At 64.7% G+C, this 14210-nt stretch carries 17 protein-coding genes; 10 read left to right on the forward strand and 7 right to left on the reverse strand.

The genetic code is table 11. The features are described 5' to 3' along the window. Positions 1 to 50 precede the first annotated feature (50 nt). Positions 51 to 482, forward strand: coding sequence for a DUF309 domain-containing protein (locus tag FYJ92_RS04920; protein ID WP_185262856.1), 432 nt, complete (start codon positions 51 to 53; stop codon positions 480 to 482). Here FYJ92_RS04920 and FYJ92_RS19280 read toward each other — a convergent pair. Next, positions 419 to 559 (reverse strand): hypothetical protein, encoded by a 141-nt coding sequence (locus tag FYJ92_RS19280; protein WP_370526249.1) that lies wholly within the window; start codon positions 557 to 559, stop codon positions 419 to 421. The two genes, FYJ92_RS04920 and FYJ92_RS19280, sit on opposite strands and share 64 nt — an antisense overlap. Here FYJ92_RS19280 and FYJ92_RS18940 point away from each other — a divergent pair. From FYJ92_RS18940 to FYJ92_RS04940, 4 genes are all read left to right on the forward strand, one after another. Further along, on the forward strand, positions 497 to 667 hold the full coding sequence (locus tag FYJ92_RS18940; protein ID WP_255482315.1) for a hypothetical protein: 171 nt from the start codon (positions 497 to 499) through the stop codon (positions 665 to 667). The genes FYJ92_RS19280 and FYJ92_RS18940 overlap by 63 nt on opposite strands. 514 nt (positions 668 to 1181) lie before the next feature. Continuing rightward, entirely contained in the window at positions 1182 to 2054 is an 873-nt protein-coding gene (locus FYJ92_RS04930) for an NAD(P)-dependent oxidoreductase (RefSeq protein ID WP_185262857.1), read from the forward strand. A 15-nt stretch (positions 2055 to 2069) separates the two neighbouring features. Next, positions 2070 to 3101 (forward strand): aldo/keto reductase, encoded by a 1032-nt coding sequence (locus tag FYJ92_RS04935; RefSeq protein WP_185262858.1) that lies wholly within the window; start codon positions 2070 to 2072, stop codon positions 3099 to 3101. Positions 3102 to 3356: 255 nt separating this feature from the next. Further along, positions 3357 to 3560: a cold-shock protein gene (locus tag FYJ92_RS04940; RefSeq protein WP_024365339.1), complete on the forward strand. Its 204-nt coding sequence runs from the start codon at positions 3357 to 3359 to the stop codon at positions 3558 to 3560. A gap of 104 nt (positions 3561 to 3664) precedes the next feature. Here the strand turns inward: FYJ92_RS04940 and FYJ92_RS04945 are convergent, their stop codons facing one another. The 3 genes from FYJ92_RS04945 to FYJ92_RS04955 form a co-directional block, all read right to left on the reverse strand. After that, entirely contained in the window at positions 3665 to 4063 is a 399-nt protein-coding gene (locus tag FYJ92_RS04945) for a nuclear transport factor 2 family protein (RefSeq protein ID WP_185262859.1), read from the reverse strand. Between the two features lie 21 nt (positions 4064 to 4084). Then, the gene (ctaD, locus tag FYJ92_RS04950; RefSeq protein ID WP_185262860.1) at positions 4085 to 5839 is read right to left on the reverse strand and encodes a cytochrome c oxidase subunit I; all 1755 of its coding nucleotides are present in this window, start codon (positions 5837 to 5839) and stop codon (positions 4085 to 4087) included. Positions 5840 to 5933: 94 nt separating this feature from the next. Then, a complete protein-coding gene (locus FYJ92_RS04955) occupies positions 5934 to 6668 on the reverse strand; it encodes a FadR/GntR family transcriptional regulator (protein WP_185262861.1) in 735 nt (244 codons plus the stop codon). Positions 6669 to 6856: 188 nt separating this feature from the next. On the opposite strand from FYJ92_RS04955, the gene FYJ92_RS04960 reads away from it, so the two are divergent. Continuing rightward, positions 6857 to 7402 carry a gluconokinase gene (locus FYJ92_RS04960; RefSeq protein WP_185262862.1) on the forward strand — a complete coding sequence of 182 codons (546 nt, stop codon included), beginning with the start codon at positions 6857 to 6859 and terminating at the stop codon, positions 7400 to 7402. A gap of 51 nt (positions 7403 to 7453) precedes the next feature. Beyond that, positions 7454 to 8857: a GntP family permease gene (locus FYJ92_RS04965; protein WP_185262863.1), complete on the forward strand. Its 1404-nt coding sequence runs from the start codon at positions 7454 to 7456 to the stop codon at positions 8855 to 8857. Between the two features lie 96 nt (positions 8858 to 8953). Here FYJ92_RS04965 and FYJ92_RS04970 read toward each other — a convergent pair whose 3' ends face one another. Further along, positions 8954 to 9325 (reverse strand): TfoX/Sxy family protein, encoded by a 372-nt coding sequence (locus FYJ92_RS04970; protein WP_185262864.1) that lies wholly within the window; start codon positions 9323 to 9325, stop codon positions 8954 to 8956. A 139-nt stretch (positions 9326 to 9464) separates the two neighbouring features. Here FYJ92_RS04970 and FYJ92_RS04975 point away from each other — a divergent pair, with 139 nt between their 5' ends. After that, positions 9465 to 10283, forward strand: a complete 819-nt coding sequence (locus tag FYJ92_RS04975; protein WP_185262865.1) for an SDR family NAD(P)-dependent oxidoreductase — start codon at positions 9465 to 9467, stop codon at positions 10281 to 10283. A 90-nt stretch (positions 10284 to 10373) separates the two neighbouring features. Next, a complete protein-coding gene (locus FYJ92_RS04980; RefSeq protein WP_255482316.1) occupies positions 10374 to 11225 on the forward strand; it encodes a hypothetical protein in 852 nt (283 codons plus the stop codon). A gap of 66 nt (positions 11226 to 11291) precedes the next feature. On the opposite strand, the gene FYJ92_RS04985 is transcribed toward FYJ92_RS04980, so the two are convergent. After that, the gene (locus tag FYJ92_RS04985; RefSeq protein WP_370526148.1) at positions 11292 to 11831 is read right to left on the reverse strand and encodes an FMN-binding negative transcriptional regulator; all 540 of its coding nucleotides are present in this window, start codon (positions 11829 to 11831) and stop codon (positions 11292 to 11294) included. Continuing rightward, entirely contained in the window at positions 11828 to 12799 is a 972-nt protein-coding gene (locus FYJ92_RS04990) for a DMT family transporter (RefSeq protein WP_185262866.1), read from the reverse strand. The genes FYJ92_RS04985 and FYJ92_RS04990 overlap by 4 nt, the downstream gene beginning before the upstream one ends. Here FYJ92_RS04990 and FYJ92_RS04995 point away from each other — a divergent pair. Beyond that, complete coding sequence (locus FYJ92_RS04995) at positions 12798 to 14210, forward strand: PLP-dependent aminotransferase family protein (protein ID WP_185262867.1); 1413 nt, start codon at positions 12798 to 12800, stop codon at positions 14208 to 14210. The genes FYJ92_RS04990 and FYJ92_RS04995 overlap by 2 nt on opposite strands.

Genomic DNA, 14210 nt, shown 5'->3' on the forward strand with positions numbered 1-14210 from the left:
GGACATATGAAGGTCGATCAAGTCCACGGACGCCCAGGGCGGAAACTGCAATGACCGGTGACAGGGACCGGGATGCTTCAAGGCGCCCCCGGCAGGCCCGGCCACGTGACGCTCTTGGGCGGCCGTTGCCGTACGGAAGCGCTGGCGTCGAGCCGGTCTCGGAGGAGCCGCTGCCACCGGCGCAGACGTTGGTCTCGGCCCGGAGTCTGGTGGACGCTGGCCGGCCTTTCGCCGCCCACGAGGTACTCGAGGCCCGCTGGAAGGCTGGGCCGGCCGAAGAACGCAACCTTTGGCAAGGTCTCGCCCAGATCTGCGTCGGGCTTACCCACGCCGCTCGGGGGAACAGCGTTGGCGGGCACCGGCTCTTCGAGCGCGGTGCGGCCCGCCTCGAGGAGTACGGTTCCGGCGACGGGCCGGCCTACGGGCTCGACTTGTCCGCCGTTGTGAGTTGCGCACGTGATCGGATGCGCACCGGCCGCTGAGGAGCAAGCAAGACGTGGCCGAACACTTCACCGCCGATTTGAACGTGGTCGACTCCCTTACCGACTGCCGCGACTATACCGGCGACATCGCGGCCGAGAACTACCGGGTAGTTGTGCGGCACCACCGAGGCGAGCAGCCCGGCGGCGGGGAACTTCTGGCCGAGCCCTACGTCAGGGTCGGGTGAGGCGGGTGTCCCCGCTGCCTCCTATAACCAAGGTAGGTCTGTCAGTCCTAGGAAAAGCAGGGCGGGGCTAACGTGCTGACATGAACCCATAACGTGCGTAGCGTCTTCCTCGTACACCTCACGACAGCGGATCCCGGGCTGGAATCCTTCAGCGGCTGGAACGGGCGGGTAATGCCGCAGGGTGCCATTTGATCCGCTGCGAATGAGCTGCCGCGAGGGGGTTTTCGAGCCCCGGACAGGGCATTATGCGGCCTGGTTTGGTGCCCTTAAATGACAGGAAGATGACTATGGATTACTCGCTGCTTGCTTACACCCTCATAAATGACCTGAATCAGGAGAGTCGCAGTGCGTTGCCGGATGCGCCGGTAGTGCGTGCGCGGCGCACCGGTCGCGCACGCACAAGGCTGTCTGCCCTGCACACAGGCAGCAGGGTTGTCCCGATGCGCTGGGACTTAGAGCGCTGGCGGCAGGCCAGATCGGACTGCCGAGTAATACCATCTGAAGGAGTAACCCCATGAGAATTGCAGTGACCGGCGGAAGCGGAAAATTGGGGCGGCATGTGGTCCGCAGGCTGACCGGCGATGGCCACCAGGTGTTGAACCTTGATCGTGCGGGGGAGCGGGGCCACGGGTTGGCGATCGTGGATCTGCGCAACTATGGCGAGGTCCTTGACGTGTTTCTGGGTCTCGACGACCGGCACTCGGGGTTTGACGCGGTCGTCCATCTCGGTGCTGTTCCGGCGCCCGGCATCATTCCGGATGCCGCCACGTTCGAGAACAACATGCTCTCCACGTACAACGTCTTCCAGGCGTGCCGGCGGGCCGGGATCAAGAAGGTGGTTTATGCCTCCAGCGAGACGGTGCTGGGACTGCCGTTTGACGTCGATCCGCCTTACATTCCGGTGGATGAGGATTATCCGGCCCGGCCCGAAAGCACGTACTCCCTGGTGAAGCACCTTGAGGAGCAGATGGCCATCCAGCTGACGCGCTGGGATCCGGAGTTGAGTATTACGGGCCTGCGGTTCTCGAACGTGATGGATCCTGAGGACTATGAACGGTTCCCGTCGTTCGATGCCGACGCCGCGCTGCGCAAGTGGAACCTCTGGGGCTATATTGACGGGCGCGACGGCGCGCAGGCTGTGGCGCGTGCGCTGGAAAACGGGCAGCCTGGATTCGAGGCTTTCATCGTCGCGAACGCGGACACCGTGATGACGCGTTCCAGCGCCAGCCTTGCCGCGGAGGTGTTCCCCGACGTCACGGTGACCAGGGAGTTGGGCGAACACGAGACCATGCTGTCGATCGACAAGGCCCGGCGCCTGCTGGGCTTCGAGCCTGAACATACGTGGCGGACTTACCACACCAACCGCAGCACGACCACCGAAAACTGATCACCGAGGAGCACCATGCAATATCGAACCCTGGGCCACAGCGGCGCAGTCGTTTCCGCCTATGCGCTGGGAACCATGACATTCGGTGCCGAAGCCACGGAAGAGGCTTCGCACGCAGTGCTGGACAGCTACTTCGACGCCGGTGGGAACTTCATCGACACCGCTGACGTATACAGCGCGGGCGCATCGGAGGAGATTGTGGGCCGCTGGCTGGCGCGGCGCCCGGAAGTAAGGGACAAGGCGGTGCTCGCCACCAAGGGCCGCTTTCCGATGGGAACGGCACCGAACGACGTCGGAACGTCCCGCCGCCGCCTCACCCGCGCCCTGGATGATTCCCTCCGCCGTCTGGGCGTGGACCAGATCGACCTTTACCAGCTGCACGCGTGGGATCCGATCACTCCGTTGGAGGAGACGCTCCGCTTCCTGGACGACTCCGTCAGCCGCGGCAAGATCGCCTATTACGGCTTCTCCAACTTCCTCGGGTGGCAGCTGACCAAGGCCGTCCACGTCGCCAGCGCCCACGGCTGGAGCCCGCCGGTGACCCTGCAGCCCCAGTACAGCCTGCTGGTCCGGGAAATTGAATCGGAGATTGTCCCGGCTGCGCTCGACGCCGGGATTGGTTTGCTGCCGTGGTCCCCGCTGGGCGGCGGCTGGTTATCGGGCAAGTACAAACGGGACCAACCTCCTTCAGGTGCCACGCGGCTCGGCGAGAACCCCGAACGCGGCATGGAGGCCTGGAAGGCACGCAATGACAATCCCCATACCTGGGCCGTCATCGCTGCGGTGGAAGACATCGCCGCGGCCCACGATGTGAGCCCCTCCCAGGTAGCCTTGGCGTGGCTGGCTGACCGGCCGGCTGTCACGTCCGTGATCCTGGGTGCCCGGACTAAAGAGCAGCTCGCCGACACCCTTGCTGCGGCAGACCTGCAACTCAGCCCGGACGAAACCAAACAGCTGACTCAGGCCAGCCAGCCTCAAGTCGGGGTCTATCCGTATGGGCCAATGGCGCAGGAGCAGCGCAGCCGCAAAATTGAGGGGGGACGGTAGTCGCCATAGGTCCCTACGCTGCCATCCTGGTATGGCGCTACGGGCGGGGGAAGGGCGCTCCTTCGCACCGAGTGGTAAGCGGTCGCCAAAATCTCCTGTACAGTTGATTTTGTTGTTGTGTTTATGCAGTTGGTAATTCAGGCAGTACGCGCGGTCGAAAGTCCGCGTCTTTCTGAAGTAGCGGTTTTGAACACCCCACACCGGAGGACCCGAAAGTCGGGACTTTTCCTCCACCTTCACGAAGGACAAAAAATAATGGCTACTGGTACCGTCAAATGGTTTAACGCTGAAAAGGGCTTCGGCTTCATTTCCCCCGATGACTCCTCACAGGACGTTTTCGCTCACTACTCCGCGATCGCCTCTTCCGGCTTCCGCTCACTCGAAGAGAACCAGAAGGTTTCCTTCGAAACCGAGCAGGGCCCCAAGGGTCCCCAGGCCGTCAACATCCAGGCACTCTAATTCTTTAGAGATTCTGGGGCCTTAGGGTTTCATTTTCAAAGCAGGGCCGGTCTAATTGACCGGCCCTGCTTTTTGTTAACCCAGGTGTGCTGCCAAGCGTTCCCTCACTCGGTCACAGTATCGGCGTGCCGGTGGGCTACCTTCCATTCGCCGTCTTCGCGCCGGTAAACCTGCGTGGCCCGCAGCGAATACGTGCGGGCTGCACCGTCGACGGATGTCGAAGTGTGTTCCCGCCCGGCTGTGTAGGCCATGTTGCCCACCACGTCGTACGCCAGCACTTCAAAAGCGTAGGAAGTGCAGTCAGAAAAACTTTTCGCCAGCGCCGTGAAGAGTTCGTCGAGTTCCTGCTGCCCGTGGGTATTACGCCATGCCCCGAGGACGCTTACCGGTTCCCTGCGCGACCAGAGCGCGCGGCGAGGGTTAGAGTCGCCATTGTGCAGGGCCAGTTCTGCCTGGTGGAGCGATGAATTTACCCAGGCCATAAAATCGTCGCGGTCGCTCATGATTCGTCGCCGGCCAGCCGGTCACACGTCCGGGTCTGGGCTGCGGACATCCTGTTCGCCGATATCGGCAGCACCCAGGGCGGCCGCGGCAGGGCTGTGCGTGGTTTCGTGCTCGCGGACGCGGAGCTCGGGGTGGTGGAGGTCCAGGGCGGGACGTTCCGAACGGATCCGGGGCAGCGAGGTGAAGTTGTGTCGGGGCGGCGGGCAGGACGTGACCCACTCGAGCGAGGCGCCGAAGCCCCATGGGTCATCCACCTCAACGCGTTCGGAGCTCCGTGACGTGATGTAAATGTTCCAGAAGAACGGAATCATGGAGGCGCCGAGCAGGAAGGAGCCGATGGTGGAGAACTGGTTCATCCAGGCGAAGTTGTCCTCCACCAGATAGTCGGCGTAGCGGCGGGGCATGCCCATGACCCCTAGCCAGTGCTGGATCAGGAACGTGCCGTGGAAGCCAAGGAACAGCATCCAGAAGTGGATCTTTCCGAGGCGCTCGTTGAGCATCTTGCCGGTGAATTTGGGCCACCAGAAGTAGAAGCCTGCGAACATCGCGAACACCACCGTGCCGAAGACCACGTAGTGGAAGTGTGCCACCACAAAGTAGGAGTCGGACACGTGGAAGTCCAGCGGCGGCGACGCCAGGATGATGCCGGTCAGGCCGCCGAAGAGGAAGGTGATGAGGAAGCCCAGGCTCCACAGCATGGGGGTCTCGAACGTCAGGGACCCCCGCCACATGGTGCCGATCCAGTTGAAGAACTTTACGCCGGTGGGGACCGCGATGAGCATGGTCATGAAGGAGAAGAACGGTAGCAGGACCGAGCCGGTCACGTACATGTGGTGCGCCCACACGGTCATGGACAGGGCTGCGATGGAGATGGTGGCATAGATAAGGCCCTTGTAGCCGAAGATCGGCTTCCGGCTGAAGACCGGGAAGATCTCGGACACGATGCCGAAGAACGGCAGCGCAATGATGTACACCTCGGGATGGCCGAAGAACCAGAACAGATGCTGCCACAGCACCGCGCCGCCGTTCTCCGGATCATAGATGTGTGCCCCAAACTTGCGGTCGGCCCCCAGGGCAAACAGGGCCGCCGCGAGCGGCGGGAAGGCCATGATGACCAGGATGGATGTCACCAGGGCGTTCCAGGTGAAGATGGGCATCCGCCACATGGTCATGCCCGGAGCACGCATGCAGATAATGGTGGTGATGAAGTTGACCGCACCCAGGATGGTGCCGAAGCCGGACAGCGCCAGGCCAAAGACCCACAGGTCACCGCCCACGCCGGGGGTGAACGTGGTGTTATTCAACGGCGCGTAGGCGAACCAGCCGAACGCGGCAGCGCCCTGCGGGGTGATGAAGCCCGCGACGGCGATGGTGGAGCCGAACAGGAAGAACCAGAAGGCCAGGGCGTTCAGCCGTGGGAACGCGACATCGGGGGCACCGATCTGCAGCGGCATGATGAAGTTGGTGAAGCCGGCGAACAGAGGGGTGGCGAACATCAGCAGCATCATGGTGCCGTGCATCGTGAACAGCTGGTTGTACTGCTCCTTGGTCTGCAGGATCTGCATGCCAGGTTCGAAGAGCTCGGCCCGGATGAGCAGGGCCATAACGCCGGCCAGCATGAAGAACACAAATGAGGCGATCAGGTACATGTACCCGATGACCTTGTGGTCGGTGGAGGTGAGCCAGCCGACCACCATGGAGCCTTTACGCAGCGGTACCACCGGGGGAGCGGCCGTTGAAGCGGTCCCTATTCGTGAATGTCCGGTGATGGCCATTTTTCACCTCACAGATTAGTCTGCACGGCATGTTTGGACCCTTTGCATGAGCCCCTAAGTGCAGGCTACTCACTTACGCGGCGTCCCGGAAGAGTCAGTGCAGGCCCATCGCGTTCCGGACCTCGTCCAGGATGTGGTGGACTGCGGTCTCCGCCGCCACAGCGTCACCGCGGGCCACCGCTGCCGCAACATCCTCGTGGGCCTGCAACGCTTCGTTCCGCGGCTTGAAGGGCATGAGACCCTGTTTGGTCCGGCTGGTGAGCACCTCGGCCACCATGCCTTCCAATGCGGTAAACATCTCGTTGCCACAGCTTTCGAGCAGCAGGCAGTGGAACTCGATGTCCACCGACAGGAACGCCTCGAGTTCGCCGGCTTCACCCAGCCGCCGCAGCTCTGCAGCCAGAAAAACCAGCCTTGTCCGTTCAGCCGCGCTTGCCCGGCGGGCAGCACCTGCAGCCGCAATCGGCTCGACGGCGATGCGCAGCTCCGTGAGGCTGCCGTACTGCTCGGCGCGGTTGGCCGATGCGAGGCGCCACCTCACCAGCTTGGGATCGTAAACGTTCCACAGCCCGCGCTCCTGCACCACGATGCCCACCCGCCGCCGTGAGTACACCAGGTTCATGGATTCGAGCACTTTCATAGTGTCCCGCGCGACAGTGCGGGAAATCCCGTACTCCAGCTGGATGCCCTCAAGCGTAAGCCGGCTTCCCGGTGGGAGGCTCCCGGATGCGATGGCGACGCCAACCGACTCCAGAACGCGTTCATGCATCGCGGGGGAAGCCCCGCCGTCGTCCGCGGTATCCGCGTGGTCCACTGTCGCCGTCGACATGTTTCCTGCCTCTCTATGCGCCGCAGCGCACTCACAGGATACCGAAGATTGAACCAAAGGTATGACTTGTGACACTCAAAGATAGTATCTATGGTTCCAAATGGTGATACCTTATCTCCCGGCGCAGTTCCCTGTGAGGTGCGCTTAAAGCGTTCTTCACTTAGCCAACGGCGTCTTCGGAGGTAAACATGCAGTATCCAGCCACGCACCTGGTGGTGATGGGCGTTGCCGGTTCCGGCAAGTCCACCATTGCGGCAGCTCTTTCCCGGCAGCTTGGCTGGGCCTGTGCCGAAGCGGACGAGTTTCACCCCCAGTCCAACATCGACAGGATGACCCAGGGCATTCCCCTGCAGGACGAGGACCGCTGGCCCTGGTTGCAGGAAATCCAGAACTGGATGAGCGCACATGCCGCTGCCGGGGAAAGCACCGTGCTCACCTGCTCCGCGCTCAAGCTCAGCTACCGCCGCCTGCTCTCCGAAGCACAGGGCCGGGTCCTGTTCATCCACCTCGACGGCGGCGCCGACCTGATCGGCCAGCGCATGCAGGGCCGCGAAGGCCATTTCATGCCGCCTACCCTCCTGCCCAGCCAGCTGGCCACCCTGGAACCTCTGACCGACCGAGAACTTGCCGCCGGCAGCCTCCGCCTGGACATCTCCAACTCCCCGGAACAGATCGTCGCCGCCGTGCTGGCAGGCCTCACGCTTCCCGCCCAGGCGGAACTCACCGACTGCTGAGCCCGCCCAAATTTTCACAAACCCCAATAAATTCTGTTTCGAAGGAGAACCATGGTCATCGAAGGATGGACCCAGACGCTGGGCGCAGGCCCGCTGCTGCTCATCGCAACAGCAGCGATCGTCGTACTGCTGTTCCTGATCATCAAGCTGCGGATGCACGCGCTGATCGCCCTGATCGCAGTCAGCCTCGCGACGGCATTTTCCACCGGAATCCCTGCCAACCAGGTGGTACCGGTGCTGATAAACGGGTTCGGCACAACCCTGGGCACCGTGGCCCTCCTCGTTGGCCTGGGCGCAATGCTCGGCCGCATCGTTGAAACCAGCGGCGGTGCCAAAGTGCTGGCGGACTACCTGATCGGTGTCTTCGGTGAAAAGCGTGCCCCGTTCGCCCTGGGCCTCGCCTCCCTGATCTTCGGCTTCCCCATCTTCTTCGACGCCGGCCTGGTAGTTATGCTGCCCGTGGTCTTCGCCGTCGCCCACCGCCTGGGCGGGGGAGTGCTGCGCTACGGCCTCCCGGCCGCCGGTGCATTCTCCGTGATGCACATCTTCCTGCCGCCGCACCCGGGTCCGGTCTCTGCTGCAGCCTTCTTTGATGCCAATATCGGCCTGGTCCTGATTGCCGGTCTCATCGCCGCCATCCCCACCTGGTACGTCACCGCCTACCTGTTCGGCCTTTGGACCGGCAAAAAACTGGTCCTCCCGGTACCGGAAATCCTGGGCCACGCCAGCGCTGAAGCCGAGTCCAACCCGCCGCGTTTCCGCACCATCATCGGCCTCCTGCTCCTGCCGCTCGTCCTGATCTTCATCAACACCGGCCTGAACACCCTCGCGTCCTCCGGCGTCCTGGACGCAGCCGTCAAGAAGGAGCAGTGGTTCCAGGTCCTGCGCACCATCGGCGAAACCCCGGTGGCCCTGCTGATCGCCGTGCTCGTGGCCATGTTTGTGCTCGGTGCCCGCCGCGGCACCGAGGCCGGCGCCCTGGAGAAGCTGCTCGAATCCTCGCTGGGCCCGGTCTGCTCGGTCATCCTGATCACCGGCGCCGGCGGCATGTTCGGCGGCGTGCTCCGCGCGTCCGGCATCGGTGCCGCGCTGGCAGATGTCCTGGGCAACCTGGGCATCCCGCTGATCCTGGCCGGCTTCCTTATCGCCGCCATCCTGCGCATCGCCCAGGGTTCGGCAACCGTGGCCCTGACCACCACGGCGGGCCTTATCGCCCCGGCCGTAGCACTGGCGGGGCTGAACGGCATGCAGGTCGCCGCACTGGTCATCGCCGTGGCGGCAGGCTCCGTGGTGGTCTCCCACGTCAACGACTCCGGCTTCTGGCTGGTGGGCCGTTTCTTCGGCATGGACGTCAAAACCACGCTGAAGACCTGGACCGTCATGGAAACGCTGATCGGTGTTATGGGCTTCGCCATCGCGGCGGTCATTTTCCTGCTCGCCGGCGTGGCGGGTTAGCGATCTGACTCCAGCCACGGCTGACTGAAGTACGACGGCGGGGCGTCCAGGGAAATTCTGGCCACCCCGCCGTCGTCGTCGTATTCCTGGGCGCCCCTACTTGCGGGGTTTGGCTGCTTTCGGCGCTTTGGGCGGGAGCTCCGCGACGTATTCGAAGGCCTTCCCCACCCAGGCCTTTGCCCGCGCATCGTCACCGTCGGCGTTCCACATCTCCGGGAGTCCGGTGTAGCCGCCCATGGGCCGCTCCGCCGGGCCGAAAGGGACTGTCTGCTCGGCCCCTTCGAGCTCCTGCCGGTCGGCGTCGGCGAGCTTCACACCGATGGTGGCGCCGAACAGGCCGGCGAACATGTTGCCGTTGACGAAGGCGCCCAGGTTGCCGAACATCGGCTTGACCACCACCTCAGGGATGTCCGGCACTACGGAGTGGAACCGCTCCTTGGCTTCGTCGGACGCTTTGGCCATTTCCATGGTGGTTCTCCCAGGGTCTAGGTGAGATTCTTTGTGCAGCTTATGCCCGTTAGGGCGCCGGCGACAGAATTGCCTACCGCTAGGCTGGCAGGAGTCCGCACCCACTTCTCAGGTTCCCACCCCAACCAAAGGACATCCCTTGACCCAACGCACCATTGTGATCACCGGCGCCAGCGACGGCATCGGCGCGGCAGCCGCGAAGACGCTGACGCAGGCAGGCGACCGGGTGGTCGTCGTCGGCCGTTCCGAGGAGAAGACCCAGGCCATCGCGAAGGAGCTCAATGCCGATTATTTCGTCAGCGACTTCGCCGACCTGGGCCAGGTCCGCACCCTCGCCGCGCAGCTGAAAGACGACTACGAACGGATCGATGTCCTGGCCAACAACGCCGGAGGCATCATGGGCAAGCGCCAGCTCACGGTGGACGGCAACGAATCCACCTTCCAGATCAACCACCTGGCGCCGTTCCTGCTCACCACCGAGCTGATGGACGTCCTCACCGCCAGCAACGCCACGGTCATCAACACCGCCAGCGCCGCCAACGGCTTCGGCAAAATGGATCTCTTCGACCTCAAATCGGAGCACAGTTACTCCACCAACCGCGCCTACGGCACGGCCAAACTCGCCAACATCCTCTTCACATCCGAGCTGCACCGCCGCTTCGGCGAGCAGGGAATCACGACGGCGGCGTTCCACCCGGGCGTAGTCCGCACCAACTTCGCGGCAGCGTCCACCAGCCCCATGCGGCATGCCTACAAGACGCTGCTCAACCGGTTTATGCTCACCCCGGACCAGGGCGCCGACACCCTGCTCTGGCTCATCAACGGCACCGCCGGAACCGACTGGATCTCCGGCGCCTACTACGCCAAGCGCGCCCTGGCCAAGGCCAACGCTCAGGCGTACGATGCCGAGCTGGCGCAGGGTCTGTGGGAGGCAAGTGAGGCGCTCGTCGCACGCTGAGCCGCTTTGCCGCGCCCTGTTGGACGGGCAGCTAAAACGGCCTAACCTAGCAACCGCAAGTATGCTTCCTATCCTTGAGGAGTGGTTTCGATGCGCAGTACTTCAGCGATTGGCCTGGCCGCAGCAAGCATTCTGGCCCTGGCGGCGTGCACAGGCGGAGACGGCGGACAGAGCCCCTCACCCACAGGCACCGCCACCACCAGCGCGGCGGCAGCCGACAAGGTCTACAGCGAAGATGAACTGCGCGAACTCATCGCCGGCATGCGGGATGCGGAAGGCAACGAACTAAAGCTCTATTCCCAGGACCAAGTGGCTCAGGGCAGCAACATTGCCAACCTGCTGCTGAGCACGGCGACGGTGGACCCTCAGGACTGCAAGTCCATCGCCGCTGCCGGGCTCCTCGACAAGGTGGACAACGGCGACGTGGCAGTCGCCCTCTCCGAGAGCGCCCAGCCGCGCACTTTGTCGGCCCAGTCCGGCAGCGAAGGCCCGGACGCCGTCGAACTGCTCCAGGAAGTGAGCGCCAAGATGAACCAGTGCGCCAACTTCAGCGTCGAGGCACTGGGCCAGCGCTACGAGGTGTCCAGCGAGGAACTGCAGGCGGAAACGGATGGTGCGGAGACCTTCGCCACCCTGAGCACGCGCGGCCAGGGTACCAACGAGAATCTGATGCAGGTCTCCGCTGCGGAGGGCAGGCTGCTGGTGGTGGCCACCAAGGGCGGGTCAGATCTGGGCGATGACGACCAGAAAGAGCTTGAGGACCTCGTGAACGAGGTTCTCGCCAAGGCCGACGGCGGCTCAGCTACCTCCTCGCCGACCGGCACCTCGACCGGCTCCTCGACAGGCACGGCGAGCCCCACCTCGAGTGCATCGCCCACAGCCGCCGAGTCGGAAGAGGACATGAGCCCCTCGCCGACAACAACGTCCACCAGCACACCGTAGATTTTGCATAGTGGACGACGGCGGCACTCATGGGAGTGCCGACGTCGTCCTCTTTTTCGTTGCTCTTTATTGCGGCCGGGCCCGCTCGATATCGGAGGCGCTCACCGCCTGCCCCCGTGCGCTGACTCCTGCGACCACGCCGTCCACATCCGCCGCGGATCGGTTCTGGCTCAGCTTGGTCTTCGCCTCGATCCTGGTGATAACCAGTTCGAGGCCCACGATGGCGCGAAGCTGGCCTGAAATGTAGCGCTCCGGCGCATCGTCCACGCTCCATGGGTGCTCAAAGTCCGCTTCATTGACGTTGGTCAGCCGCCTGACCTGGCCTTCAATCCACGCCGGATCGTCATGGATCACGAGGGTGCCGTAAACGTGCGCCGTGGAGTAGTTCCACGTGGGGACCACGCGTCCGTGCTCGGCCTTGGACGCATACCAGGACGGCGATATGTAGGCGTCCGCGCCCTGGATGATCATCAGGGATTCCCCGATGGCCGGTTCGGACCACTGGGGGTTGCTCCTGGCGACATGGGTGTGCAACGCGCCGCGTTCGCCCGCCGAGGGGTCGTACACGAACGGCAGCAGCGTGGCGAGCGGGCCCTGTGAGGTCATGGTGACCAGGTTGGCTGCGCCCGGCCGGGTGAGTAGTTCCTGGACGGCGCCGGCTTGAGCCTGACCCGTACCGCGGCGCCGGCGCAGAGGATGACGGCCAGGCCGCCCACGATGGTGCTCCACGTCAGCGACTCGCCGAGCAGGAGACCCGCCCAGCAGATGCTCAGCACAGGCTGCACAAGCTGGATCTGGCTGACCTGGGCCATGGGGCCGATGGCCAGGCCGCGGTACCAGGCAAAGAAGCCGAGGAACATGCTGACCACGCCGAGGTACGCAAAGGCCAACCACTGGACCGGTGTGCCCGACGGCGGCTGCTGCGCCACGGACACCGCCACCAGGAACACCATCAGCGGCGACGCCAGCAACAGCGCCCAGGACACGGTCTGCCAGGCGCCCAGCTCGCGGGCCAGCAGGCCACCTTCCGCATAGCCGATGGCCGCGGCCACCACTGCCCCGAGGAGCAGCAGGTCGGACCAGTGCAGCTGTCCGAACCCGCCGGACTGCAGGGATCCGAAGGCTATTGCGGCCAGCCCGCCCACGCCGGTGATGAGCCAGAACGCCAGCGGGGGATGCTCGCGCCCGCGCAGAACAGCCACGGTCGCCGTCGCGGCGGGCAACAGGGCGATCACCACGGCGCCGTGACTGGCCGGCGTGTTGGTGAGCGCGAAGGAGGTCAGCAGGGGAAACCCGACGACGATGCCGCCGGCCACCACGGCGAGGCGCGCCCACAGCGTGCCGTGGGGGAGCCGCTGCCGGGTGAGGGCGAGCGCGAAGGCGGCGAGGATGGCGGCTACCACCGCACGGCCTGACCCGATAAACAGCGGGGACAGGGACTCGACGGCCACCTTCGTGAACGGAACCGTGAAGGAGAAGGCCGCTACTCCGATGAGACCCCACCAGAGTCCGGTGGGCTGGCCGGACGGTATCACTGGCGGTAAAAGCGTAGTAGCGCTACTATTGTCTCTCATGAATAACGATAGCAGTTCCCGGATTGTGGCGCACCTGAAGAAATGGATTTCTTCGGCCGCGCCCGGTGCGAAGCTGCCGTCCACGCGCTCGCTGGTGGCCGAGTACCAGGCCAGTCCCGTCACGGTGCAGAAGGCCCTGCAGACGCTCTCGGCACAGGGGCTGATCGAGAGCCGGCCCGGCGTGGGGACCTTTGTGCGCGCCGTCCGGAGCGCCCGACCTTCCGATTACGGCTGGCAGACGGCGGCCCTCCGTTCGCCGCTGGCGCCGCCGCCGCCGGCGTCCAGCACCATGCGCAACGTGGCCAACGATGCCATCTCCTTCCACTCCGGCTACCCAGACCGCGAACTCCTGCCCGAGCGGCTGGTGCGGGCCGCCCTTGCCCGGGCAGCCCGCGGCGACGCTGCATTGTTCCGTCCGCCCGCAGCCGGCCTGCCGGAACTGCAATCGTGGTTCGCGCACGAACTCGGTGCCTCGACGCCGGCCGGGACTACTCCGCCGAACCCGAGCGACGTCGTCGTACTCCCTGGAAGTCAAAGCGGGCTGAGCTCCATTTTCAGCGCACTCGCCGGCCGCGGACAGCCGTTGCTGATGGAATCGCCGTCCTATTGGGGTGCCATCCTGGCCGCAGCGCAGGCCGGCGTGCGCATTGTCCCGGTGCCCAGCGGACCGGACGGACCGGACCCGGCCGAGCTGGCCCGCGCCTTTGAGGAGTCCGGCGCGCGGCTGTTCTATGCGCAGCCCAACTACGCCAACCCCACGGGCGCGCAGTGGTCTGCCGAACGGCGTGAACAGGTCCTGGACGTGGTCCGCGCGAAGGGGGCGTTCCTGGTGGAGGACGACTGGGCGCACGATTTCGGCATCACCTCCAACCCCGTGCCCGTCGCCTCCCGCGACGACTCCGGCCACGTGGTCTACCTGCGCTCGCTGACCAAGAGCGTGTCACCGTCGATCCGTGTCGCCGCGGTCATCGCCCGCGGTCCGGCGAGGGAGCGCATCCTGGCGGACCGGGCGGCGGAATCGATGTACGTCAGCGGGCTGCTCCAGGCGGCAGCGCTCGACGTCGTCACGCAGCCCGGGTGGCAGACGCACCTCCGCAGCCTCCGCCACCAGCTCGAGTCACGCCGAGACCTGCTGGTCACCAGCCTGTGCCAGCACGCCCCGCAGGCTCATATCGAGCAGGTGCCCAAGGGCGGCCTGAACCTGTGGGCCAGGCTGCCAGACGGGACCGACCTCGAACGGCTGACCCGCGACTGTGAAACCGCCGGGGTGATCATCGCCGGCGGCAACGAATGGTTCCCGGCCGAACCGGCAGGGCCGTTCATCCGGCTCAACTACTCGGGGACGAATCCGGGCGCCTTTCCTGAAGGCGCCCGGATCATCGGCCAGTCACTGGAACGGAACAGGGCCTAG

It is taken from the genome of Pseudarthrobacter sp. NBSH8 (assembly GCF_014217545.1).
Classification (GTDB): domain Bacteria; phylum Actinomycetota; class Actinomycetes; order Actinomycetales; family Micrococcaceae; genus Arthrobacter.

Excerpts from the sequence above, each read along its gene's own strand:
- FYJ92_RS04965 (WP_185262863.1), top strand. The coding sequence starts at position 7,454 with ATGGTCATCGAAGGATGGACCCAGACGCTGGGCGCAGGCCCGCTGCTG.
- FYJ92_RS04920 (WP_185262856.1), top strand. The coding sequence starts at position 51 with ATGACCGGTGACAGGGACCGGGATGCTTCAAGGCGCCCCCGGCAGGCC.
- FYJ92_RS04970 (WP_185262864.1), bottom strand. The coding sequence starts at position 9,325 with ATGGAAATGGCCAAAGCGTCCGACGAAGCCAAGGAGCGGTTCCACTCC.
- FYJ92_RS04960 (WP_185262862.1), top strand. The coding sequence starts at position 6,857 with ATGCAGTATCCAGCCACGCACCTGGTGGTGATGGGCGTTGCCGGTTCC.
- FYJ92_RS04955 (WP_185262861.1), bottom strand. The coding sequence starts at position 6,668 with ATGTCGACGGCGACAGTGGACCACGCGGATACCGCGGACGACGGCGGG.
- ctaD (WP_185262860.1), bottom strand. The coding sequence starts at position 5,839 with ATGGCCATCACCGGACATTCACGAATAGGGACCGCTTCAACGGCCGCT.
- FYJ92_RS04990 (WP_185262866.1), bottom strand. The coding sequence starts at position 12,799 with ATGAGAGACAATAGTAGCGCTACTACGCTTTTACCGCCAGTGATACCG.
- FYJ92_RS04980 (WP_255482316.1), top strand. The coding sequence starts at position 10,374 with ATGCGCAGTACTTCAGCGATTGGCCTGGCCGCAGCAAGCATTCTGGCC.
- FYJ92_RS04995 (WP_185262867.1), top strand. The coding sequence starts at position 12,798 with ATGAATAACGATAGCAGTTCCCGGATTGTGGCGCACCTGAAGAAATGG.
- FYJ92_RS04945 (WP_185262859.1), bottom strand. The coding sequence starts at position 4,063 with ATGAGCGACCGCGACGATTTTATGGCCTGGGTAAATTCATCGCTCCAC.
- FYJ92_RS04940 (WP_024365339.1), top strand. The coding sequence starts at position 3,357 with ATGGCTACTGGTACCGTCAAATGGTTTAACGCTGAAAAGGGCTTCGGC.
- FYJ92_RS04930 (WP_185262857.1), top strand. The coding sequence starts at position 1,182 with ATGAGAATTGCAGTGACCGGCGGAAGCGGAAAATTGGGGCGGCATGTG.
- FYJ92_RS04985 (WP_370526148.1), bottom strand. The coding sequence starts at position 11,831 with ATGACCTCACAGGGCCCGCTCGCCACGCTGCTGCCGTTCGTGTACGAC.
- FYJ92_RS04935 (WP_185262858.1), top strand. The coding sequence starts at position 2,070 with ATGCAATATCGAACCCTGGGCCACAGCGGCGCAGTCGTTTCCGCCTAT.